Source organism: Acinetobacter sp. 1294596, assembly GCF_000582925.1.
GTDB lineage: Bacteria > Pseudomonadota > Gammaproteobacteria > Pseudomonadales > Moraxellaceae > Acinetobacter > Acinetobacter radioresistens.
In genome coordinates this window covers 37,528-59,898 of the sequence record NZ_JFCC01000003.1, presented here as the reverse complement: position 1 = coordinate 59,898, position 22,371 = coordinate 37,528, and the positions used below count along the sequence as shown (strand labels likewise).

At 40.6% G+C, this 22,371-nt stretch carries 20 protein-coding genes; 7 read left to right on the top strand and 13 right to left on the bottom strand.

Annotation, left to right across the window (positions count from 1 at the left end):
- Nucleotides 1-5: 5 nt before the first annotated feature.
- From J502_RS02410 to pilG, 3 genes are read right to left on the bottom strand one after another with little or no spacing between them, the layout of a single operon-like run.
- Nucleotides 6-542, bottom strand: coding sequence for a chemotaxis protein CheW (locus J502_RS02410; protein WP_005018769.1), 537 nt, complete (start codon nt 540-542; stop codon nt 6-8).
- 4 nt (nt 543-546) lie between these two features.
- Nucleotides 547-915, bottom strand: a complete 369-nt coding sequence (locus J502_RS02405) for a response regulator (RefSeq protein WP_005018768.1) — start codon at nt 913-915, stop codon at nt 547-549.
- 21 nt (nt 916-936) lie between these two features.
- Nucleotides 937-1,320, bottom strand: coding sequence for a twitching motility response regulator PilG (pilG, locus tag J502_RS02400; RefSeq protein ID WP_005018759.1), 384 nt, complete (start codon nt 1,318-1,320; stop codon nt 937-939).
- A gap of 338 nt (nt 1,321-1,658) precedes the next feature.
- Here pilG and J502_RS02395 point away from each other — a divergent pair, with 338 nt between their 5' ends.
- From J502_RS02395 to J502_RS02380, 4 genes are all read left to right on the top strand, one after another.
- The gene (locus tag J502_RS02395; RefSeq protein WP_081374981.1) at nt 1,659-2,240 is read left to right on the top strand and encodes a hypothetical protein; all 582 of its coding nucleotides are present in this window, start codon (nt 1,659-1,661) and stop codon (nt 2,238-2,240) included.
- 61 nt (nt 2,241-2,301) lie between these two features.
- Complete coding sequence (locus J502_RS02390) at nt 2,302-3,429, top strand: efflux RND transporter periplasmic adaptor subunit (protein WP_034682993.1); 1,128 nt, start codon at nt 2,302-2,304, stop codon at nt 3,427-3,429.
- 12 nt (nt 3,430-3,441) lie between these two features.
- A complete protein-coding gene (locus J502_RS02385) occupies nt 3,442-6,546 on the top strand; it encodes an efflux RND transporter permease subunit (protein WP_034682990.1) in 3,105 nt (1,034 codons plus the stop codon).
- A 90-nt stretch (nt 6,547-6,636) separates the two neighbouring features.
- Nucleotides 6,637-8,352 carry a proline--tRNA ligase gene (locus J502_RS02380; RefSeq protein ID WP_034682988.1) on the top strand — a complete coding sequence of 572 codons (1,716 nt, stop codon included), beginning with the start codon at nt 6,637-6,639 and terminating at the stop codon, nt 8,350-8,352.
- 38 nt (nt 8,353-8,390) lie between these two features.
- Here the strand turns inward: J502_RS02380 and J502_RS02375 are convergent, their stop codons facing one another.
- From J502_RS02375 to apbC, 8 genes are all read right to left on the bottom strand, one after another.
- The gene (locus tag J502_RS02375; protein ID WP_034682986.1) at nt 8,391-9,686 is read right to left on the bottom strand and encodes a hypothetical protein; all 1,296 of its coding nucleotides are present in this window, start codon (nt 9,684-9,686) and stop codon (nt 8,391-8,393) included.
- A gap of 29 nt (nt 9,687-9,715) precedes the next feature.
- Nucleotides 9,716-11,992, bottom strand: a complete 2,277-nt coding sequence (locus J502_RS02370; protein WP_034682983.1) for a DUF6160 family protein — start codon at nt 11,990-11,992, stop codon at nt 9,716-9,718.
- A 34-nt stretch (nt 11,993-12,026) separates the two neighbouring features.
- The gene (locus tag J502_RS02365; RefSeq protein WP_005406836.1) at nt 12,027-12,683 is read right to left on the bottom strand and encodes a hypothetical protein; all 657 of its coding nucleotides are present in this window, start codon (nt 12,681-12,683) and stop codon (nt 12,027-12,029) included.
- Between the two features lie 9 nt (nt 12,684-12,692).
- The gene (locus J502_RS02360; RefSeq protein WP_005406624.1) at nt 12,693-14,156 is read right to left on the bottom strand and encodes a hypothetical protein; all 1,464 of its coding nucleotides are present in this window, start codon (nt 14,154-14,156) and stop codon (nt 12,693-12,695) included.
- Nucleotides 14,157-14,399: 243 nt separating this feature from the next.
- The gene (gene dcd / locus J502_RS02355; RefSeq protein WP_005018739.1) at nt 14,400-14,969 is read right to left on the bottom strand and encodes a dCTP deaminase; all 570 of its coding nucleotides are present in this window, start codon (nt 14,967-14,969) and stop codon (nt 14,400-14,402) included.
- Nucleotides 14,970-15,085: 116 nt separating this feature from the next.
- Complete coding sequence (locus J502_RS02350) at nt 15,086-15,679, bottom strand: LysE family translocator (RefSeq protein WP_005018736.1); 594 nt, start codon at nt 15,677-15,679, stop codon at nt 15,086-15,088.
- 246 nt (nt 15,680-15,925) lie between these two features.
- The gene (locus J502_RS16900) at nt 15,926-16,102 is read right to left on the bottom strand and encodes a hypothetical protein (protein ID WP_171072008.1); all 177 of its coding nucleotides are present in this window, start codon (nt 16,100-16,102) and stop codon (nt 15,926-15,928) included.
- A 221-nt stretch (nt 16,103-16,323) separates the two neighbouring features.
- Nucleotides 16,324-17,553 carry an iron-sulfur cluster carrier protein ApbC gene (apbC, locus tag J502_RS02345; RefSeq protein WP_034682980.1) on the bottom strand — a complete coding sequence of 410 codons (1,230 nt, stop codon included), beginning with the start codon at nt 17,551-17,553 and terminating at the stop codon, nt 16,324-16,326.
- A 366-nt stretch (nt 17,554-17,919) separates the two neighbouring features.
- On the opposite strand from apbC, the gene metG reads away from it, so the two are divergent.
- Both metG and J502_RS02335 read left to right on the top strand, forming a co-directional pair.
- The gene (metG, locus tag J502_RS02340) at nt 17,920-19,980 is read left to right on the top strand and encodes a methionine--tRNA ligase (RefSeq protein WP_034682977.1); all 2,061 of its coding nucleotides are present in this window, start codon (nt 17,920-17,922) and stop codon (nt 19,978-19,980) included.
- A 144-nt stretch (nt 19,981-20,124) separates the two neighbouring features.
- Nucleotides 20,125-20,481 carry a hypothetical protein gene (locus J502_RS02335; RefSeq protein ID WP_005027645.1) on the top strand — a complete coding sequence of 119 codons (357 nt, stop codon included), beginning with the start codon at nt 20,125-20,127 and terminating at the stop codon, nt 20,479-20,481.
- Between the two features lie 66 nt (nt 20,482-20,547).
- Here the strand turns inward: J502_RS02335 and J502_RS02330 are convergent, their stop codons facing one another.
- Nucleotides 20,548-21,171: a LysE family translocator gene (locus J502_RS02330; RefSeq protein ID WP_005027647.1), complete on the bottom strand. Its 624-nt coding sequence runs from the start codon at nt 21,169-21,171 to the stop codon at nt 20,548-20,550.
- A 186-nt stretch (nt 21,172-21,357) separates the two neighbouring features.
- Between J502_RS02330 and J502_RS02325 the strand changes: the two genes are divergently transcribed.
- Complete coding sequence (locus J502_RS02325) at nt 21,358-21,813, top strand: DIP1984 family protein (protein ID WP_005027650.1); 456 nt, start codon at nt 21,358-21,360, stop codon at nt 21,811-21,813.
- Between the two features lie 268 nt (nt 21,814-22,081).
- Here J502_RS02325 and J502_RS16895 read toward each other — a convergent pair whose 3' ends face one another.
- Nucleotides 22,082-22,249 (bottom strand): NF038215 family lipoprotein, encoded by a 168-nt coding sequence (locus J502_RS16895; protein WP_005018716.1) that lies wholly within the window; start codon nt 22,247-22,249, stop codon nt 22,082-22,084.
- Nucleotides 22,250-22,371: the final 122 nt, after the last annotated feature.

The following is a 22,371-nucleotide window of genomic DNA, read 5'->3' as shown; positions in this document are numbered from 1 at the left end:
TCAAATTAGTTTATAAATTTTGTAGATGCGTTCATGTACTGTGAGTCTTTCAATAAACGGCTGAATAAAAACACATGCCAATGCTGGTTATGCTGATAAAAATAACCCTGACAATATGGATTTAACTGATCCTCCAGCCCGTCATTCTTTGAAAAAAAACTTTGTTTGTTAAAATGCTGAATCCCCAAAACCCGATCGACCACCACACCCACATATTGTTCATTATGACTAATGCAGAGTACTTTTTGAGTAGGTGAGAAATTGCTGCGTTGTCCAGATATAAACTGTGCCAAGTCAGCCACACAAAGTAGTCTTCCCCGAATATTAGCCAGTCCACGGACCCAAGGCTGAGTATTAGGGACCGCGGTATACTTTGGAGGATAAATAACCTCAGAAACTTCCCCAAGTGGAGCAACAAAATATTGCCCCAGCATTTCAAAAGCAATACCTGACCACCGGTTTACTTCATTATTGCTGGCAGCATAGCTACGGTTGCCACGCTTTGCCAGCCGAAGTAATTCGATAAATCCATTTGCTGCCATAGCACTATCCTGCGTTGAGGTATTGTTGGATTACTTCGATTAGTTTATTTTCATCAACAGGTTTGGTTAGATAGTCACGGGCGCCTTGACGCTTGCCCCAAACCCGGTCAGTTGCCTGGTCTTTTGTACTGACAATGACCACCGGGATATCTTTAGTTGTTTCACCACGAGCAATCTGACGAGTTGCCTGAAAACCGTTAACACCCGGCATCACCACATCCATCAATACCAGGTCCGGTAATTCTGCCTGGGCAATAGTTACCCCATCTGCGCCATTAGTCGCTTCAAGAACCTCATAACCATGCTTGGTCAAGATCTCTTTAAAACGGAAAGTTTCGGTAGGTGAGTCATCAACAATCAAGATACGAGCCATTTTCTTCCCCAAGTTCTTTTTCTAGACACTGACATGATTACGTATTGCATTGAGCAATTCGTCTTTACTAAACGGTTTGGTCAGATATTCATCCGAACCCACGACACGACCTTTAGCCTGATCAAATAGCCCATCTTTACTAGACAGCATAATGACCGGTATATTCTGGTAATTTTGTGAGTTTTTAATCAGTGCACAGGTCTGGTAACCATCTAGACGCGGCATCATGATATCGACAAAGACAATATCAGGATTGGCTTCGGCAATCTTGGATAATGCTTCAAAACCATCAACTGCGGTAATTACCTCACAGCCCTCACGTTGCAGCAAAGTTTCTGCTGTACGGCGAATAGTTTTTGAATCATCGATTACCATAACCTTAAGGTTTTGAAATTTGTCTTCCATCTAATCGGCCTTCCCGCTTATTCAACATAATATTTGACGGATTAATTTTTACAGTTATTCAACTTTTTTAACATAAATTTACTTGTATTTCCAATGAACATTTTAAGTATAGCTTTACAGGGTGTCATTTAAATCAATAAGATAATTTATGTTTTTATCAGAAACTGGTTTTTTTTTGCCTATACCGTATTTTTAACTGCAAAAATCAGCTCTAATATAACAATTTTATTACTGAAAGATAAGTGTTTCGGTCCAGTGTGTTGGGGAATTTTATGGTGTTACATGCTATAGCTAAAAGTTGCTGGATACGAACGAAAAATATAACCCGTGAGTTTTTGATGGTTTGCAGCCTGAGCTGCCTGTCTATTCCAGTAATTGCAAATGTCACTGAAACACCTAAAGCGGTGTGGTACCGTTATTATGATAACAATGGTATTGCCAATATTAGTACCTCGGTGACACCGGCCCATATTCGTTATGGATATGAAGCACTAGATCAGAATATGCAAGTTATTCAACGCAGTCGGCCCTACAATGTAGATAAAGACATAAGGCAGGCTCCACAGCGCGCTGTTCAGGCCCGAGAGCGTGAACAGGACCTAAAACTTAAAAGAGCATATACCAACAGCCGGGTAGCTCAGGCTAAACGTGATGAACATTTAGCTAACCTCAAAAAACAGCTTGGTTTTCAGCAAGACCAGCTTCGACAATTACAGAGTGACCGGATCTATTTTAAACGGCAGGAAATGGATTATTTAAGGAAAGGCCAACCTGTACCTGCTGTCTTGAAAAATAGTCTGAACAGCAATTATCAGAATATTGTTCTCATTAAAAATAATATTACTTCTTTACAAACGAACTATCGCAATACCCAAGCTCAATACGACAGAATTATCTCACGTTTAAAAGCCATTGAATAATGTAAGCTTTTTAGAGAAAAATAATTTAAAAGCATTATGCTGAACATAAGGATGAATATGCATGCGAGTAGCAACGCGTATATTGACTCTGCCTACTCTTGACCTTATTCCCAGAATAAGCCTGTTATGTCTCTGTCTGGCTTTAATAGCCTGTGACAGGTCAGAACCTGTTGTAACACCGACCGAAACCACTAAAATTGAACTGATTCCTCAAGATCTGATTCCGGTTAAAAGTGGTACTTTATTTAATAGAACGGCTTTTACCGGAACAATTAAAGCTGTAAATCAAAGCTCAATTCAGGCACAAATTACAGCAACTGCCACTCAAGTGAATGCATCCGTAGGTCAGTCTGTTCATAAAGGCCAAGTGCTAGTGCAGCTTAATAATCAGGATAATGCTGCCAGACTGGCTCAAGCACAAGCTAATTTAGCCTCTACCCGTGCTCAGGCTGAACAGAGTCGTTTAATGGTAGAACGTAAACGTCGCCTGTTTAATCAAGGATTTATCTCCAAGGTAGAGTATGAAGAAGCCCAGGTTGATTATAGAAGTCAGCAGGAAAACGTCAGAGCTCAACAAGCGAATGTAGATATTGCACAAAAAGCTGACCGGGACGGTATTTTACGCAGTCCGATTTCAGGTGTAATTACTGCACGCCAAGTGGAGCCGGGCCAGACAGTGAGCGCCGGTCAGACCTTATTTGAAATTGTTGATCCTAGCCAGCTGGAAATACAGGCATCCTTACCAGCTGATCAGCAGCAGGCCTTGAAAGTCGGCCAGAAAATCGAATACCAGATTCAGGGTAACCCGGCGCAGCTCACTGCAACCTTAAGCCGGATTTCACCAATTGCTAATCAGGTCAGCCGCCAGATTGAGTTCTTTGCACGACCAAATGAAGCCATTCAGTCCCTAAGTATTGGTGCTTTTGTTGAAGGTTATATCATTAGCAGTGACCAGCTTCAGGGTCAGCTTATACCTCTAGATGTGATTCAGAGCATAGACCAGAGCCCATATGTCTGGGCTATCCGCAATAATCGTATTACCAAGGTTCCCCTTACTCTCCTGCGTCAAGACTTCAGCAATAATACGGCTGTGGTAAAGGGACTGCAAAATACGGATGTGATCAGCCGGGTCCAGTTTTCCAATGATCAGGTTAACCAGCCGGTCAGTATCAGCAAGCCTGCATCATAAGGATCTAGACATATGTGGTTTACGCGGATCAGTGTGAAGTACCCGGTCTTTACCATCATGATGATGTTATGTTTGATGGTGCTGGGACTGGCCTCATGGCAGCGAATGGGTGTAGAAGAATATCCCGACGTAGATTTTCCCTTTGTAGTGGTGTATACCAGTTACCCAGGCGCATCCCCGGAAACGGTTGAGTCTGAAATTACAAAAAAAATGGAAGATCAGATTAACACCATTTCAGGCCTGAAAAAGCTTACCTCGACCTCAAGCGAAGGGCTCTCTACCATTGTGGCAGAATTTGACCTGGATATTTCCTCCTCTGTAGCTGCACAAGACGTTCGCGATAAAATTGCATCAGTAACAGCACAGTTCAGGGATGAAATTGAAGATCCGATAGTAGAGCGGTATGATCCGACCTCAAGTGCCATCATGTCGCTGGTATTCGAATCTAACAATATGTCATTAAAAGACCTGAGCTCTTATCTGGATCAGCGAATTTTACCGCAGTTAAGGACTGTAGAAGGAGTCGGTAACGTTAATCTGCTCGGCGATGCACAGCGACAAATCCGCATTACAGTCGATCCCAAAAAGCTCCGAAGCTTTGGAGTCGGTATTGACCAAGTAATTAATACTTTAAAAAATGAAAATGTACAGATTCCGGGTGGAGCGTTGCAGCAACCTGACTCGGAACTGGTGGTTGAAATTCAGGCCAAGGTTCTCAATCCGTATCAGTTCGGCGAGCTTATTATAGCCAATAAACAAGGTACTCCAGTTTACCTAAAACAGGTTGCCACGATTACCGACTCTCAGGCTGAAATGGAAACCGCGGCCTATTTAAATGGCAAGTCAGCAGTTGCCATTGATATTTTACGTAGTGCGGACGCCAATATTGTAGATGTGGTCAAAAATGCCTATCAAGTCATTGACCGGATCGAGCAACAGTTACCGGCAGGTACTACGCTAAAAGTAGTAGTTGATAACTCAGAATCAATTCAATCCACCATTAAGGACGTTGCCCGCACCATTGTAGAGGGGGCGGTACTGGCAATTATTATTGTACTGTTGTTTTTAGGTTCTTTCCGCTCTACTGTCATTACCGGTTTAACTCTACCGATTGCCTTGCTTGGAACACTAACCTTTATCTGGGCATTTGGTTTTACTATCAATATGATGACTCTACTGGCACTCTCTTTAAGTATCGGCTTACTAATTGATGATGCGATTGTAGTTCGGGAAAATATTGTCCGGCATAGTGATATGGGTAAAGATCATGTGACCGCAGCACTTGATGGTACCAAAGAAATTGGACTGGCAGTGCTGGCAACTACCCTTACCATTGTGGCTGTATTTTTGCCTGTTGCTTTCATGGGCGGCATTATTGGCCGTTTCTTCTATCAGTTTGGCGTTACTGTTAGTACCGCTGTCCTGATCTCCATGTTTGTCAGCTTTACTCTTGACCCGATGCTCTCTGCACACTGGGCTGAACGCAAAGACAGGCCTAAAAAACAGAATGCTTTAACTCGTTTTTTTACATGGACTTCTAAAAAGCTGGATGACCTGACAGCAGTTTATGAAAAGTTGCTCAGGTTAGCCTTACGCTTTCGCCTGTTAACAGTATTGATTGCTGTACTTTCTTTATTTGGGGCGTTTGCCTTGTCAAAACTGATCGGTACTGAATTTGTACCTACACCTGACAAAGGTTCTATCCGGGTAAAGTTTGAAACTCCGGTTGATGCCTCTTTGCAATATACCCAGGCAAAACTGCAACAGGTCGAAAATATTATTCGGCAGCACCCGGAAGTACAGACCACATATGGCGTAATTAACGGTATGACTGACCGCGGGAAAAATCACGGCAGCATCCGGGTGACTGTTACGCCAAGACACGAACGTGAACAAACCTTAAATGATCTGAACAATGACCTGCGTAACCGGTTACAACAGGTCGGTGGTATTACTATTACTTCAGTGGCATCGGCAGATGAGGTCGTTTCTGGTGGACGTAAACCTATCCAGATTTCAATCAAAGGACCCGATCTGGATGAACTCCAGAAAATATCCGACCGTTTTATGGCAGAAATGAAAAAAATTAATGGTGTAGTTGATCTTGAAACTTCTCTTAAAGAGCCAAAACCCACACTCTCTGTCAGTATTAATCGTGTCTTGGCGAGTGATTTAGGACTATCAGTGAACCAGATTGCAAATGTCGTACGTCCACTAATTGCAGGTGATAACGTCACAACCTGGGAAGATGAACGTGGTGAGAATTATGACGTTAATTTACGCTTGAGTGAAAATGCGCGCACTCTGCCAAGTGATATCCAGAATATGTATATTACTTCAGAAAAACTGGATAATAACAACCAGAATATTCTAGTTCCGCTAGCAACGGTCGCAAGCTTCAAGGAAACTTCAGGTGCGTCCCAGATTAACCGCCGTGAACTGTCCCGTGAAGTGCTGATTGAAGCGAATACTTCAGGCCGCCCTGCTGGCGATATTGGCCGGGATATTGATGCCATGCAAGCCCAGTTCAAACTGCCGCCCGGCTATAGTTTCGACACAGAAGGCGCTAATGCAGATATGGCTGAATCTTTAGGATATGCAATCACTGCAATTACCTTATCCATTGTATTTATCTATATTGTTTTAGGTTCACAGTTTAATAGCTTTATTCATCCGGCTGCTATTATGGCTTCTCTCCCCCTTTCACTGATTGGGGGATTCTTGGCCCTCTATCTATTTAACTCGACCATGAACCTGTTCTCGATTATCGGTATCATCATGTTAATGGGTCTGGTGACCAAAAATGCCATTTTGCTGATTGATTTTATTAAAAAAGGAATTGAAAGTGGAATGGACCGCTACGATGCCATTATTGCTGCGGGTACAACACGCTTGAGACCCATTCTGATGACAACTAGCGCTATGGTCATGGGGATGGTACCGCTGGCACTGGGCTTAGGTGAAAGTGGTGAACAGAGTTCGCCCATGGCTCATGCTGTAATTGGTGGCGTGATTACCTCTACGTTGTTGACACTGGTCGTGGTTCCAGTCATTTTTACTTATCTGGATGATCTAAAGAACCTGATGATACGTCAATTCCGTAAATTAATGTCATAATCAGGCCATGAAAAAAATGAGATGAAATATTCATCTCATTTTTTGTCGTATAATCTTATTTTCACAATGCTCACTTTTAGGACTGTTTTCATGCGCGCAAGCCGCTTTCTATTTGCAACGTTAAGAGAAACCCCAAATGATGCAGAAGTTATTTCGCATCAGCTCATGTTAAGAGCGGGGATGATTCGTAAATTGGCTTCAGGGCTGTATACCTGGTTGCCGATGGGCGTACGTGTGCTGAATAAAGTAGAGGCGATCGTACGTGAAGAAATGAACAGGGCTGGTGCTTTGGAAACCTTTATGCCTGTGCCCCAGCCTGCCAGTCTCTGGGAAGAATCTGGCCGTTATGTACAATATGGTCCGGAATTACTTCGCTTCAATGACCGTCATACTAACCCGTTTGTACTCGGTCCGACTCATGAAGAAGTAATCACTGACCTGGCGCGTAATGAGCTTAAAAGCTACAAGCAGTTGCCAATCAATTTTTACCAGATTCAGACCAAGTTTCGTGACGAAGTTCGACCGCGCTTTGGCGTTATGCGCTCACGTGAATTTATCATGAAAGATGCCTATTCTTTTCATGTTGACCAGGCATCCCTACAAGAAACCTATGATGTGATGTATGAAACTTACTGCCGGATCTTCAGTCGATTAGGACTCGATTTCCGTCCGGTACAAGCAGATACAGGTTCTATTGGTGGCTCAGGTTCACATGAGTTTCATGTACTCGCTTCAAGTGGTGAAGATGATATTGCTTTCTCGACAGAGTCAGATTATGCAGCCAATATTGAAATGGCAGAGGCTATTTTAGTGGGAGAACGTGCAGCGCCTACTCAAGCATTCGAAATTGTAGACACGCCAAATCAAAAAACCATTGCAGATGTTTCAACTTTCTTGAACACTGATCCTGCCCATTCTGTTAAGGCACTCCTCGTGCAGGGTATCCCCGATGAAAAAGGTCACTCACCTGTAATTGCATTATTTTTGCGTGGTGACCATGAGCTTAATGAAATTAAAGCAGAGAAGCATCCACTGATTGCTGCACCGCTCACTTTCGCGACTGAAGAACAAATTGCCGCACTGGGCTTGACTGCCGGCTTCATTGGTCCCCAAGGGCTGGTCGAGAAAGGGCTTACCGTAATTGTTGACCGTGCTGCTTCAGTACTTTCAGATTTTGTTGCTGGAGCGAATGAAGCTGACAAACATGCAACTGGAGTGAACTGGGAACGTGATGCATCATTTACTGAAGTTTATGATTTGCGTAATGTGGTAGAGGGTGATCCATCTCCAGATGGCAAAGGTAGTTTACAAATTAAGCGTGGTATTGAAGTCGGACATATTTTCCAGCTTGGTAAAAAATATTCTGAAGCGCTAGGCTGTAAAGTTTTGGGAGAAGATGGCAAGCCACTTACCGTTACTATGGGTTGTTATGGTATTGGGGTAACTCGTGTAATTGCTTCAGCAATTGAACAAAACTATGATGAAAAAGGTATCATTTGGCCTGCTGCCATTGCTCCTTTTGAAGTAGCGATTGTACCAATGAATGCCCATAAGTCGCCCCGTACTCTGGAAGCCGCTGAAGCACTGTACATCGAACTACAGGTTCAAGGTTTTGATGTACTGCTAGATGACCGTAATGAGCGCCCAGGCGTTAAGTTCTCTGACCTGGAGCTAACTGGTATTCCACATCGAATTATGATTGGTGAAAAAGGCTTGGATGCAGGTACTTTTGAATATAAAGGCCGTACTGATACAGAATCAGTTAACATCAACAAAGATGAATTACTGGCAAAACTTGCTAAATAGGTTTCCATAAAAAATCCCGCTCAATGCGGGATTTTTTATTAGCAGAATTTAAGGCCACCGTAACAATTAGATGCAAAACCTTGATTAGTTAAGACTAGATTATTTAATGCCATAGGCACATATTTACCTGTTAAATTCACAGTACCTGTATTAATTTTTCCGGCTAGTAAACATGACGTAGTTAAGAAGCCGCAATCAACTGCATTTTCATTTTTAGACAAATAAGCACTAACTTGATCTAGAGTAGCAGCAACTACATCCTTGGTAATTATAACGTCATTTTTCGGTGATACATCTCCAATATCAATAGGATTAGAAAGTTCTAACCACCAGCCCTTGGAAGCTGTAGACTTTGCACCGGGCCAAACTAAATTTTGTGTTTGTAAAGACAAGGATGCTGCTGTACCATTTAAATTTACCTTGTGAAAATACCCCAAATTTTCACTAACACTTACGTTTACCCCTAGGTTATTAATAACTCCTGACAAATCGCCAGAAATTCCAATAGGAATAAAACCTATAAGTGTAGCTGTAGCATCTATAGTACCTGATAAATTAATACCACTTACATTTGCCGTACCTTTTAGTTCGGCTGTAGTAATCCGTTTACCACTGATTACTTGCGATGGTAAAAGCAAAGAACCTGTAGCTGCACTTAACTTAATGTCATAATCATTTGATTCAAAAGGAACACGAATAGCCCCTGATGAACTTTTTGCTTGTCCTGTAATTACTTTATTTAAGGCTGACTGTGTTAATCCTGAGGTTACAGCACCTGTTTTAACAGTTCCTGTAGTTTCTTTTGTTACCATGTAACCACTAAATGCATTAATACCATTTTTAGTTCCACTATTCTCTTTACCGAAAGTTAATAATCCCTCTATCGCTTCAGCACTAACACGAAACCCTTGAACTTCACGATTTGCAGAATTCAACGGATTTTTTATAGCAAACTCTATAAACGGGTTTTTAATTAAGGCAGATGAATTTACACGCCCATTACTTGTATCTGATATACCACTTAAGCTTAAATGATCAATATCTATATCACAATTTCCAGTACCGTTATCCCCCCCGCATCCTAACTGTAGTTTTTTAATGTTTGTATTTAATTCTATCTGAGCGTCCAAGCCTAGTTTATAAAATTTAATATTATCTTGATTGTAACTTTGACCTAATGAATCGCTACCATTATTACCATTAGTAACAACTAAATTAAGTAAAGCCTGCCCTTCAACTTGTGAGAGGGCATTGTCATCTAACTCTGTCATCGCATAGAGGGTTGAACTGCTTAATATAGAGACAAACAAAATACCTAAACCTGTCTTTTTCATTATCTTTCCTTATCTGTTCTTTTTATAATCTAGCGTGGCGTAATACCTAAAGTACTACGCATGGTGCCACCCGTAATTGCAAGGTCTGCAATCTTTTGCATGCTACCTGAAGGGGACATCGCCATCTCTGCTTTAAAAATCTTACCCGTATTCAATGTATTAACTTGTCCAGGACTCATTAATGTAGAAGCCGGGTTAAACTGTATTTGACTGTCTACCTTCACGGTATCCTGCTTTACATAGACTCTAGATTCAAGACCGACACTACCCTGCATTTTATTGATATTTATGCTTGAAGTTTTAAACGTACCATCTGGCCTTATGTCTTCATTAATCAGACTTACATAGCTTCCTAGCACTGAAGGATCTTGCTTTTGTGAAGTATTTAACTCGCTAAAATCGAAATTTGCCTTTAGAGTTAAAAAATTGCTATCCAGATTTCCTTCAGTCGGGTTAACACCCGGAATAATAAATAACTCACCATTACCATCCAGTTTAAATGCCAACGAGGTTAAAACATCATTTTTGCGAGCAAAGTTATCAATGGGTACTACCTTTTTATCACAGCTCGTTACCCCAGCCGGACAGTTATATAAAGAGCCAGGTAACTGGCCAATTGCGACTTCTGCTTTAGCAGCGAGTAACAAGTGGTCAGCCTTAATATAGATTCCTTCATCTTCAAATCCGATGACACCATCAGATTTTAAATACGCATCTATATTTCTGAAACCTGCATAATAATTTACTTCTTCACCATGCGAACCTCTTGCGCCATCAACAATAATAAGCGAGGTAGTACTAGGTGTATTAGTTTTCTGGTCAATGCCATAACCTTCTGTAGACAAAGCCAGGTTATAGCCTAACCCGGCTTTGCTGCTTCCGTGATAACTATAATCCTTAGAAAATAGGGCAAGATTGGTATTTAAGTTAAAAATAGGAATACCAATACCCCATTCCGCACTTTGATTGGTTAATGCTGCTATAGAATTATCAGAAATGAATCTTGCTTTACGGGCAATCGCCTGAAAGTCCATACCACGCATAGCCAGTAAGGCAATGTTTTGTGTAGTACCGGATGGCACTATGTTATAGACCAGTTCAGTTGCTGTTTCACCTAATACCTTTCTCATATTTTCATTAATGATAAAACTTAATGTAGGTGTCTGGCCAGCATTAATATAGATATCACCCAAGTCTATATAAGCATTTTGGGTGTTGTAAGCAGTTATACTATTTGCATTGCGAATGGCCAAGGGAGACAAGTTAGAAAATTCGATCGCATAACTGCCTTTACCCGTATGACCTAGCTCAAGAGTTGTAGCCTGATGATTAGCAGTAAGTAATGGATTTCCCTGACGGGTAAACTCTGCTGCCAGTCCTAAGTGTAATCCACCTTTGGTATCATACCCTTGTGCTTTACGTGTTGTTTCTTTCAAATCTGTAGCATTAACTGTATTAAAATTTGCCAGTCCTGTCTGGTCAGCATTTAGAAAAATCTTACCATTGGTTAAAGCACCTGATGCTCCCATACGGATCAGGTTTTTCTGGTTAGCAAGATCAGAACCGTAACGTAAATCCAGGTTTACTCCAGGGTTAGTAGCATCACTCCGGCTTGAATGAACATCAGTTAGATCAGAAACCCGGCCCAGTTCAATTACATGATCTGTAGCTCCATTTTTACTTTTTGTGGCCAGTACAATTCCTTCTGTCGGGTCGATATACATATATCCATCCGCTGAAATATTAAAATTTAAATCTTTCAAGGTCAGATTATGGCCATTAAAGCCATAACCAATACTGGCATTTTGTAGTCTGAAATCCAGATGAGCTTTCTCGTCACGGTTAAACAGGCCCGCTGTTGTTTCCAGATTAAAAATAAGTGGCGAGATAGTCGCGAGGCTCAAGGAACCCAGGTTTTGTTGAGCCACGGTGTTCGTGCAACTAGTATCACAGATCAGCATCAGTTTTTCGACAGTCGCCTGAAAAGGTGAAATACTGCCCTGTATTTTTATTCCTATGCCCCGCTCAGTTTTTCCGACATCAATATCTAAAGTACTTTTGATATTCTGCTGGTGGATTCCCTCTACTCTGACATTATGTAGACCTAGTTTCATTTTTCCAGTGTTGGAATAATCTACCCAGTTTGCTTGATCAATAACCACTTTAGATACTTCATGAGTAATAGAAATACCATCCTGACCGGTGACTGTACTTAATGACGTATCAGAAAGTTGCTGCAATGCATAAGAATGCTGTGCCATAAATATACAGACACTGAGCCACTTTAATTTTGTTATTTTTCTCATTTCAACATCCTTTATTGATGAGCTCTCTTTTCTTTTAACAGCGACTTGTCGTTGTGCCCGCACAGTTATAACTGAAAATCTTCAGATTACCTGACATATGCAGGTTCCCATGCATGTTCACTCCCATAAAGCCTTGTTCCCCTCCTTGATCAAATCTCGGAACCAGCTTGCCGCCATCGTAAGTTGTATACTTTTTATCATTTAGATACCCTTCACTTCCGCTTTCTACTGCAAGACTTTTAAAGCCCAAATTACGGACTTTTAACGGATGGTCATCATAAAAAGTAAGTTGCAGTGCAGTTTGCGGTTCACCCTCCCGGTTTAGAATTGTAGAACCATCTAAAGAGAATTTATCTATTTGAAGAGTACCCTGTAACTGTTTAAATACCAGCCATTTTTGACTGCCGTTTTCGGTATGGTTGTTGGGTGAAAAAGCGAATCGACATAAAATATCTGAAACACATTGATAAGAATAAAAAGCCTGAGTTACAGTTCCCTGTGGATCATATTCAGAAATATTTTTAAGACTCATATTATTTGCATACTGATGGTTTAACGACAGTGTCCAGCTTAAATCAGCTCCCCCCTGACCTGTAATATTCAACAATGCCTCATTATCGAGAGTTATAAGTTCTGCTTGGGCTGTAGATGAAAGGACTAAAGCACATAATAAATTAAATTTATTTAACATATACTTCTCCTATAGTCCGGTCGTCTTGAATTTAAGATGCTGTATCATGACCCCGTCAATCACCGCAGAGCCTAAATTAGTCATCGTATTGGATGGTCCTCTGAATACCACACCTGTAGCATTACTATCAGTATTTGCTTTAAGTAAATTTGTAGTTGAATCACGTGTTACGCTACCAATCGAGATACTGCTATGAGTAGCATTTGTGCCCTGATATTTAATAGTTGAGGTACTGGCTTTAACATCAGATAAATTCGAACCGCAATAAGCCACATTACAGGTTGAGCCCTTAAAAGAAGCTGCGGTTAAAGCACCCTCAAGCTTGGTATCTTTATCTGTATCATTATAAAAAGTATAAATCTGGCTATAGATTTCCGGCACATTCGGAATGCGGGTGACCTCAAGAATAATATTGTTTCCTTCAGAACCTAGAACAAAAGGCTGGTACATATTACCCAAGACCAGATTAAGGTTTGGACTGTACAGATATAAACCTTCCTGATCATTAAAAATTGGCGCGAAAGATTTATCCAAAGCTGGTGTAGCTGCCGTACCCTCCTGAATAGCTGCTGTACTCAAACGTATAGCTTTAGCATTGCGGCTGGTTTCTGAGTCACTTATCTTGAGAGTGGATGGGTTATCATTGGTATTCAACCGGATAATATTAGCCATACCAAGTGACTGGTTATGCTGGGTATTGTCTGAAGCTTGAGTCTGAAATAAACGGACTTGAGATCCATTTAGGCTCAGGCCATTTGCTACGAATTGCATCCGCAGTCTTTGATTTCTATCAAGATCCTGATCATTTCCATCAGCAGTTGGCTTGGGAATCGGTGCTCCCGTAATCGGATTTAATGTATTAGAGGAATCCCAAGAGCGTGAAAAAGCATCCAGCCAGAAACCCAGCTTGATATTATTATCTGATTCATCGGCATCAACTTTAACCAGGGGAGCTTCTAGAGCCAGATAGCTGATATCACCAGAAGGATTTTTTGCAGCGAACTGTTTAATATTGGTCGCTGTTCCAGCACGGAATAACCATGGATTTGCAGCATCTCCCCAGTTAAATCCCTGATTACTGAACCTCTGGTTCAAGTCTGAATTGGATTTTGATAAGGCCAGACCGTAGATAAAAATGTCTGCTTTATTATGCATTGCTGCGGCTTGGGCGGCGGTCAGTTTAAGTTGTTCATAGTTCTCACCCGTCGGAATGATTCGGATGAAACCTGTATCATACTTGGCTGCATCGGTAATATTTGAACGGTTATAACTTGAAGCTGCCGACTGATCATTGGGTCCCTGAAAGACCATTTTAAAATTCTCGGGAAGAAGTGCTATTCCCTCTCCTGTTGTTTCAGCTAAACGGTCATCAGACAAGGATTCAAGTGCATAACCAGTTTGGGTCAAGCATAAGCCGGCCATAGCGGCCAAACAGGACATACGAAATCCTGTAGTCTTCCAATGATGAATCATCTCGGTCTTCCTTTTTATCTGATGCTCCGCATCATTTATTTTTATTCCTCGATATCTTGGTATTTCTAGCTTTATTCAATTATTGCTATAACAGTACTTATACCTAGATCTTTTAAAGTTAATTATGCTGAATATAAATGTAATTGCAAAAAAAATAGCCTTGAAAGACATGGTTTCCGATGAATGAATTGTAAAAAAATAGGCGGATTCAAATGATCCGCCTACTTATAAATGAAACCTGAATTATGCTTTTGGCAAAGTCACACCTCGTTGCCCCTGATATTTTCCGCCACGATCCTTATAAGAAGTTTCACACACTTCATCACTTTCAAAAAACAGCATCTGAGCAACACCCTCACCTGCATAAATACGCGCTGGCAAATTGGTAGTATTTGAAAATTCTAACGTAACATGGCCTTCCCACTCTGGCTCAAGTGGTGTGACATTAACAATAATACCGCAGCGTGCATAGGTGGATTTACCCAGACAAATTGTTAGTACATTGCGTGGAATACGGAAATACTCTACCGTACGGGCCAAAGCAAACGAGTTAGGTGGAATAATACAGACATCTGATTCAATATCGATGAAACTTTTATCATCGAAATTTTTTGGATCAACAATTGCAGAATGGACATTTGTAAAAACTTTAAACTCACGTGCACAGCGAACATCATAGCCATAGCTGGACACACCGTAAGAAATCAGTTTTTGACCATTTTCATCGAGGCGGACCTGGTTTTCTGCATACGGTTCAATCATGCCGTGTTTTTCGCTCATTTCGCGAATCCAACGATCAGACTTAATAGCCATCTTGTTTCTATCCAAAAATACTGAAAATCAATTATTGCGCTGTACTTTAACTTAAATCTGTCACAATGAAAACAAGATCAGCTACAAGCCTTGACACGTATGCATGTTGAATATTATTACAGACTCAGTAAAGCCGAGTAGCTTAGTGGAATAGAAAAGCTGACCAGAATCAAGGAAGCCGTTCGCTGTAGATTACGCTGATTTAACCACCGGACTTTTGGAGTATTCAAACTTGAGCCAATAAAAGTCCAGAATAATGCAATCGGCACAATAAGAGCCAGAAAAACTCCCATATGCACAGCATAGATAGACCAGTTGACCCATGCAGCAACCGGAAAAATAGCTGAAGCAAACAATAAAGCTTTAGGATTAAGTAGAGTCGCTACAAATAGCTCACGAGGACGAATCGCAGGCTGATTCAGATCAAGCTGTACATTTGCAGTTTTCCATAGTTTAACTGCCAGAAAAATAATATAAAACGCACTTAAAAGCTTTAATAAAGTTGGCAGGATCGGCAGGGTAGCTGATACTGTATCAATCAAGGTGCCCCAGACAGTAATGGCAATAATATAACCTAAAACTTCTGCTGGAATTAAACGTGCAGAACGTCGCACCCCAAGCCGGATTCCAGAAGAGGCTAGTAGAGTATTTGTCGGTCCTGGTGTAAGCAGCACGCTTGCCACTAGGCCAATAAAAAGCCATGAAATCATAGAGTCACCTCACTATTGAGTGAGCGAAGATTAAAGGAGTTTATAAACACTCGCAAAATATAATTTTAGGAGCCTTTATAAAATAGAATTTACCACCGAGTGTTATTTATATAAATATTTTAAATACAATAATTTGTAAGAAAAAATACAAATAGAACGCTTGAGTCACTTCTTCTGTTCGAAAGACTATAAATAAAAAAGGATCAGCTCTGATCCTTTTTTATTTATAACTAGGTAGTTGAAATATTAAGCAGCTGCTTCTGTAGTAATTCCTGTATTTTGTACCTCAGCTGCCTGAACAGGCACAGTTTTTTTCGAAGCAGGAAATGAAGGAGTATAAACTACTGTAGCAGAACTTATTATAGGAGCAGCCGCGACTAGTATACCTAAAGAGAGAGGTAAAACTTTCAGGAGAGTTTTCATAAGATTAGCTCTAAAAATAACAGTTAAAAAAACAGCTGAGAGCTTAGCGGGGAGCTAGTAAAGAAAAAATGATAAAAACGGCGAAAATTTCCAAATTGACTTGGCAGTCACTCTAGAGTAAATACTTAATTAATTTTAGTTATTTTAAAATATTAAGCAACAAAACCTTCTTGAACTTCCCCCTGCCGTATCAAGAAGGCTTTGCTTTCAGAATATCGAAATTAGAAGATGCGCTTCTCATCTCGACTATGTTGAGGCAGTTTTTCAGCAATTTTTCTGGCAATTTCAATATAACTTTCAGCTGCCTCATCCTCTGCAATTACAGAAGGTTTACCGGCATCGGCATTTTCACGGATCTGAACATTGAGTGGAAGACGCCCAAGCAGCGAGATCTGGTACTGATCTGCCAACTGGTCACCTCCACCTGTACCGAAAATCTGTTCCTCATGACCACAATTTGAGCAGATATGTGTAGACATATTTTCGATTACACCTAACACCGGAATTTGTACCTTATTGAACAGTTCGATTCCCTTAGTGGCATCCATTAATGCTACATTTTGGGGTGTAGTTACAATTACAGCACCTGTTACTGGAATACGCTGAGCCAATGTAAGCTGTATATCCCCTGTTCCAGGTGGCATATCAATTACCAGTACATCCAGTTCAGGCCATAAAGTCTGGTTAAATAGCTGCATCAGTGCGCCTGTAGCTTTGGGACCACGCCACGCTACAGGTGTATTGTGATCTCCGGTTAAATGGCCGATTGAAAGTACGGCCATGCCATAGGCTTCAAGAGGAACAAAATTTTCTGCTTCAATAAGAGGCGTATGTCCAGCATTGCCAAGCATAGTCGGAATACTCGGCCCATAAATATCGGCGTCCAGTACTCCAACTTTTAAGCCCAGTTTCTGTAATGCTAACGCCAGATTAACAGTTGTTGTAGACTTGCCTACCCCACCTTTTCCAGAAGAGACCAGAATAATATTCTGAATACGTGAATGTTTTGGTACATCGCGTTGCTGGGGCGCAGCTTTTTCAATAGGTGGATTATTCGGGTCATTGTCAGGCGCAGTATTAGGACTGACTTGAGCTGAAGCATCCACTACCGGCGGTAAAGAATTTTTCTCACTCTGGCTGTCTTGAGCAGGGGCCGCAGCTGCGAGATTATTTTTTTGTTGAATTACATGCAGGTTCAGTTCTTGCAATCCGCATTTTTCTAACTGGTCAGCCAGTTCATCATGTAATTGCTGTAAATAAGGCTTTTCTTCAGGATATGTTTTAATGGTCAGTTGCAGGGTTGCCTCATGCAATTGCAACTGCGTAATACGGTCCTGCAAACGGTTATTAGAATGCGGCAGCACATAATTTTGCAGTACCTGCTGGATTTCTTCTTCCTTCACCCCTTTAGCTGGTGAAAATACTGATTTTAATGAAGAAAACCATGACATAACTTTGACTCCAAACCGGACCATTTCTGCTGAATAGGGTTAGTTTACCTGTAAGTGTCGTGAAGGTTAAGAGCTGTTCTGTGCCAGACAGACAAAAGCCTCTAATTTCCAAGTAATTTAGTCAGCTTTATAGCTGTTGGTTTCTAATTTTTTTCTAAATCTAGTTCTATTCAATTCTTTTTAATTATCTCTGCCTTTATTCATCAAATAAAAATTTGGTCTTATTTTCTTTAAAAACTCATTTTTCTTTCTTTACTTAACTACAGCGTGAGACTTACTGTTAAATAAAGCCTTGCTTTGTTTTCCTTCGCTCATCAGGTAAAATTGACCGTCTTAAATAATGAATACGAATGAGAGAGTCAATCCGTGCGTAATATCTTAGTCACTAACGCCCTTCCCTACGCTAATGGCCCCATCCATATGGGACACTTACTTGGCTATATCCAGGCGGATATCTGGGTTCGTGCTATGCGTGCAATGGGCCATGACGTGACTTATGTCTGCGCAGATGATGCTCACGGTACAGCAATTATGTTACGTGCCGAGGCAAATGGCATTACACCGGAAGAACAGATTGCCAATGTGCAAAAAGAACACATTCGTGACTTTAATGGCTTTGGGGTTCACTTTGATCATTATGACTCTACCAATAGCGACACGAATAAAGCACGCTCTCAAGAAATCTATATTAAAAACCGTGAAGCTGGAAATATTGCGGTTCGCCCGGTTACTCAGCTATTTGACCCTGAAAAAGGCATGTTCCTCTCAGACCGTTTCATTAAAGGTACCTGCCCAAAATGTAAAACGGAAGACCAATACGGTGACTCGTGTGAAGCATGTGGAACGACCTATAATGCAACTGAGCTGATTAATCCAAAATCAACTTTAAGCGGCGCGACACCAGTAGAGAAATCTTCAGATCATTACTTTTTTAAATTACCTAACTTTTCAGAATATCTGCAGACATGGACTCGTGATTCAGGACGTTTACCGGTTTCAATTGCCAACAAGTTAGATGAATGGTTTGATGCAGGGCTTTCAGACTGGGATATTTCCCGTGATGCGCCTTATTTTGGTTTCGAAATTCCAGATGCACCGGATAAATACTTCTACGTTTGGGTAGATGCACCGATTGGCTATATGTCGAGTTTTGAAAACTATATCCAGACCAAACGCCCAGATTTAAATTTTGATGATTTCTGGAAAAAAGATTCTGAAAATGAGGTATATCACTTCATTGGAAAAGATATCGTTTATTTCCATGCCCTGTTTTGGCCTGCCATGCTTGAAGGTGCTAACTATCGTACCCCTACAGGTTTATTTGTAAACGGCTTTCTGACTGTCAATGGGCAGAAAATGTCAAAATCTCGTGGGACCTTTATTAAAGCAGAAACGTATCTGGAACATTTAAATCCTGAATACCTGCGGTATTATTTTGCTTCAAAGCTTTCAGACAAAGTAGAAGATTCCGACCTTAACATGGACGATTTTATTCAGAAGGTAAATTCTGACCTAGTTGGAAAAGTGGTTAATATTGCCAGCCGCTGTGCCAAGTTTATTAATACTAAATTTGATCATAAACTATCTGCTGAATGTGCTGAACCTGAGCTGGTACAGAGTTTTATTGAAGCTGGCGATTCGATTGCGAAGGCTTATGAAGCCCGTGAATTCTCGACTGCTATTCGTGAAATCATGGCCTTGGCTGACCGTGCAAATCAGTATATTGATGAGAAAAAACCTTGGGCGCTTGCGAAAATTGAAGGTGAAGAGCTTCAAGTTCATAATGTATGTTCTGTTGGTATTAACCTGTTCCGCCAACTGGCAATTTACTTGGCGCCCGTACTTCCAGTATTAGCTCAACAGGTTCAAGACTTTTTGAAGCTTGACAGTTTTAACTTTGAATCCCGTAAGCAGATACTGGTAAATCATGAAATTGAATTATTCCAGCCGCTGATGCAACGCGTTGATCCAAAAGCAGTTACAGCAATGGTTGATGCATCTAAAGAGTCATTAGGAGCACCTGTGGCAGAGCCTGCTAAAGTAGAGAAGAAAAAAGAAAAAGCCAAAGAGAAAAAAGCTGAAGCTCAAGTCGGTGAAGCAGACATTATTGGTATTGAAGACTTTATAAAAGTTGACCTGCGTGTAGCAGAAGTTTTAGAAGCTGCGCATGTAGAAGAGTCTGATAAGCTTCTTCAACTTACCTTAAATGTTGGCGAAACTGAACCGCGAAATGTATTTAGTGGAATTCGTGAGTTTTACCAACCTGAAGATCTTAAAGGTAAATTAGTTGTTATGGTGGCAAACCTGGCCCCACGTAAAATGCGTTTTGGTGTTTCTAACGGGATGGTTCTGGCGGCAGGTAATGGCGAAGGTGTGTGGGTAATTTCACCTGAGAATGGTGCTAAACCGGGTGATAAAGTGTCTTAACACTCAACACTTAAACTGCATAAGGTCTTTATAGCAACTATAGAGGCCTTTTTATTTAAAAGTATAATTAATTTATTGAAATTTATTCTAAATTATTAAAAAATACCTGCGCTTTTTTATTTATTACAATTATTCGGGGAATATATGAAAAATCTATTAGTAATTGCACTAGCTGCATCAACTATTGCAATTACAGGTTGTACGATGCGTATTGCAGATATGACGGTTGCTTCAACCAAAAACTATAACTTAAACTCTAATCAGTTTATTAAAGGTGAACGCGTTACAGGTGAAGATAAAGTACCTGTTATATTGTTTCCACTAGGCATACCAAACTTTAAAACTGCTATTGATCGTGCCATTGAAAAAAATCCATGCTCTGTAGCGCTTTCTGATGTAGTTATCACTCAATTAAATCAGGCTTTTCTTGTTGGTCAAATTGGTTACCGTGTAGAAGGCTCTCAAGTGATTGACCTTTCTCAACCAAACTGTAGAAAATAAGATAAAAGCCCCTCAAGTGAGGGGCTTTTTAAACAAGCCTTATTATTTCATAAAAAAAAGAAAGTATTACTTCATCCCAAAAATTAATTTAAGACCTAATAATGTCATTACACCACCAGCAATCCGGTCAAAAATAGCTTTAAACTTCAAATAAACCTGACGTGGCTTCTCGGCAGATAGTGCAACAGCTACCAGAGAATACCAGCCAGCATCAATAAAGAAACACAGCAGAGGTAAGACCACATAAAAATAGGGAGGTATTTCTTTAGGTAAGAGTGCAGTAAAAATACTGGCTAAAATAATAGAAATTTTAGGATTACTTAACTGTGTAATCAGGCCTAAACGATAAGCTTGGGCATAGCTCATCGGTTGAACAGATCCATAGGTACTACCCATTGGTTCTTTAGCATGCTTAATAATTTTATAAGCCAGCCAAAGTAAATATAAACCGCCACAGACTTTCAAAATAAAATAGGCCGAAGGCACAGCCAGCAATATGGCTTGTAACCCCATGACGGCAAGAAAACCAAACAATGCTGCGCCAGTCCCTGTGCCCAGTGCAGTAAACAGGCCATGCTTACGTGAAATCGCAATTGAATTTTTTGCCACATAAATAAATGTTGGGCCCGGACTTATTGCGCCCAGCATCAGAGCTAGTGCAATTGAACCTATAATAAATAACGATTCCACAAGCGTGTCCTCAAATCATTAGAGAGAAATCTTTAATTGTGGTCTTTATAGCGAAGTGTATAGGGTTAGTCTATCAATTTATTAGAAAATATACAGCAGCCAAGATACAAACTGAAATTGTATGGTATTAAATAAAGACTCAGAATATTTTTATATTAAGAAAATAGCAGAGTATAACTTTATCTCATGAAACTTGCCGAAGCGTTGATTCTGCGAAGTGATTTACAGACCAAGCTTGCATCTTTGCAGCAACGTATTAATAACAATGTACTGATACAAGAAGGCGACCAGCCCAGTGAAGACCCCGAGCAATTGCTAAAAGAAGCATTTGCAGTCAACACCGAGCTGCATGATTTGATTAAACGGATTCACATGACTAATGCCCAGGCCCAAACCGTTCAGGGTAAAGCTTTACTGGATGTTTTAAATGAACGGGATTTCCTGATTAGTCAGCATCGTATTCTTCAACAGGCAATTGACAGTACACGGCGCGAATCTGCACGATACAGTTCCAGTGAAATTCGCTGGATAAAAGTAGTCTCTGTCAGCGATCTACAAAAACAGGCCGACCAGATCAGTCAGAAATTACGTCAGAACAATCTGGAAATTCAAGCATCAAACTGGCAAGTAGATCTCATTTGATTATTTTATTGATCTGTTTTTAAAAACAGGACAATATTCAAAGTTCGGGCATATTGGGCGAGTACAAGACCTTTTTATCCGGTTTGTAAGGTTTTAAATAAGACAAACCCTTGCATAGAGGTAAGACGTCTACTTCAATACTTCATTAGTCTGACGTAGCACTTTTCATCTTTTATCTCTTACTCTTTAGTTGGCACTACCGTGTACTGACAATATGCCCACCTTCCTTTCTTTTTCAGCTAACTCTCTTGTAAGGATATAATTTGTCTTATGGCCTAGCTGTTTGTGTATCTGTCAAACGGTAATGCTGCTCATATACAGGCGTACCTGCAATACTGAGCGGTGTCTGAGTTACCGGTTTATTCAACTGATCTTGACCGCATCCGCTCAGCAGCATTAATACAAATAGATAAAAAATTGGGGACTGCTTTTCCATACTGGCACTCCTTTTTTGTTGTTGTTATTGTTTCATACTGAAAATAATACAACAGTCATCGCTCAGCAAACAGCCTGAATAAGTAAACTTTTATATAAAACTTATATTTACTTTAGCCTTCC

Bases quoted from the DNA above. Each gene is read 5' to 3' on its own strand.
- J502_RS16895 (WP_005018716.1), bottom strand. From the start codon at position 22,249: ATGGAAAAGCAGTCCCCAATTTTTTATCTATTTGTATTAATGCTGCTG.
- J502_RS02410 (WP_005018769.1), bottom strand. From the start codon at position 542: ATGGCAGCAAATGGATTTATCGAATTACTTCGGCTGGCAAAGCGTGGC.
- J502_RS02405 (WP_005018768.1), bottom strand. From the start codon at position 915: ATGGCTCGTATCTTGATTGTTGATGACTCACCTACCGAAACTTTCCGT.
- pilG (WP_005018759.1), bottom strand. From the start codon at position 1,320: ATGGAAGACAAATTTCAAAACCTTAAGGTTATGGTAATCGATGATTCA.
- J502_RS02325 (WP_005027650.1), top strand. From the start codon at position 21,358: ATGAAACTTGCCGAAGCGTTGATTCTGCGAAGTGATTTACAGACCAAG.
- J502_RS02395 (WP_081374981.1), top strand. From the start codon at position 1,659: ATGGTTTGCAGCCTGAGCTGCCTGTCTATTCCAGTAATTGCAAATGTC.
- J502_RS02365 (WP_005406836.1), bottom strand. From the start codon at position 12,683: ATGTTAAATAAATTTAATTTATTATGTGCTTTAGTCCTTTCATCTACA.
- J502_RS02375 (WP_034682986.1), bottom strand. From the start codon at position 9,686: ATGAAAAAGACAGGTTTAGGTATTTTGTTTGTCTCTATATTAAGCAGT.
- dcd (WP_005018739.1), bottom strand. From the start codon at position 14,969: ATGGCTATTAAGTCTGATCGTTGGATTCGCGAAATGAGCGAAAAACAC.
- J502_RS02390 (WP_034682993.1), top strand. From the start codon at position 2,302: ATGCGAGTAGCAACGCGTATATTGACTCTGCCTACTCTTGACCTTATT.
- J502_RS02350 (WP_005018736.1), bottom strand. From the start codon at position 15,679: ATGATTTCATGGCTTTTTATTGGCCTAGTGGCAAGCGTGCTGCTTACA.
- J502_RS02335 (WP_005027645.1), top strand. From the start codon at position 20,125: ATGAAAAATCTATTAGTAATTGCACTAGCTGCATCAACTATTGCAATT.
- J502_RS02370 (WP_034682983.1), bottom strand. From the start codon at position 11,992: ATGAGAAAAATAACAAAATTAAAGTGGCTCAGTGTCTGTATATTTATG.
- J502_RS02385 (WP_034682990.1), top strand. From the start codon at position 3,442: ATGTGGTTTACGCGGATCAGTGTGAAGTACCCGGTCTTTACCATCATG.
- J502_RS02360 (WP_005406624.1), bottom strand. From the start codon at position 14,156: ATGATTCATCATTGGAAGACTACAGGATTTCGTATGTCCTGTTTGGCC.
- J502_RS16900 (WP_171072008.1), bottom strand. From the start codon at position 16,102: ATGAAAACTCTCCTGAAAGTTTTACCTCTCTCTTTAGGTATACTAGTC.
- apbC (WP_034682980.1), bottom strand. From the start codon at position 17,553: ATGTCATGGTTTTCTTCATTAAAATCAGTATTTTCACCAGCTAAAGGG.
- J502_RS02380 (WP_034682988.1), top strand. From the start codon at position 6,637: ATGCGCGCAAGCCGCTTTCTATTTGCAACGTTAAGAGAAACCCCAAAT.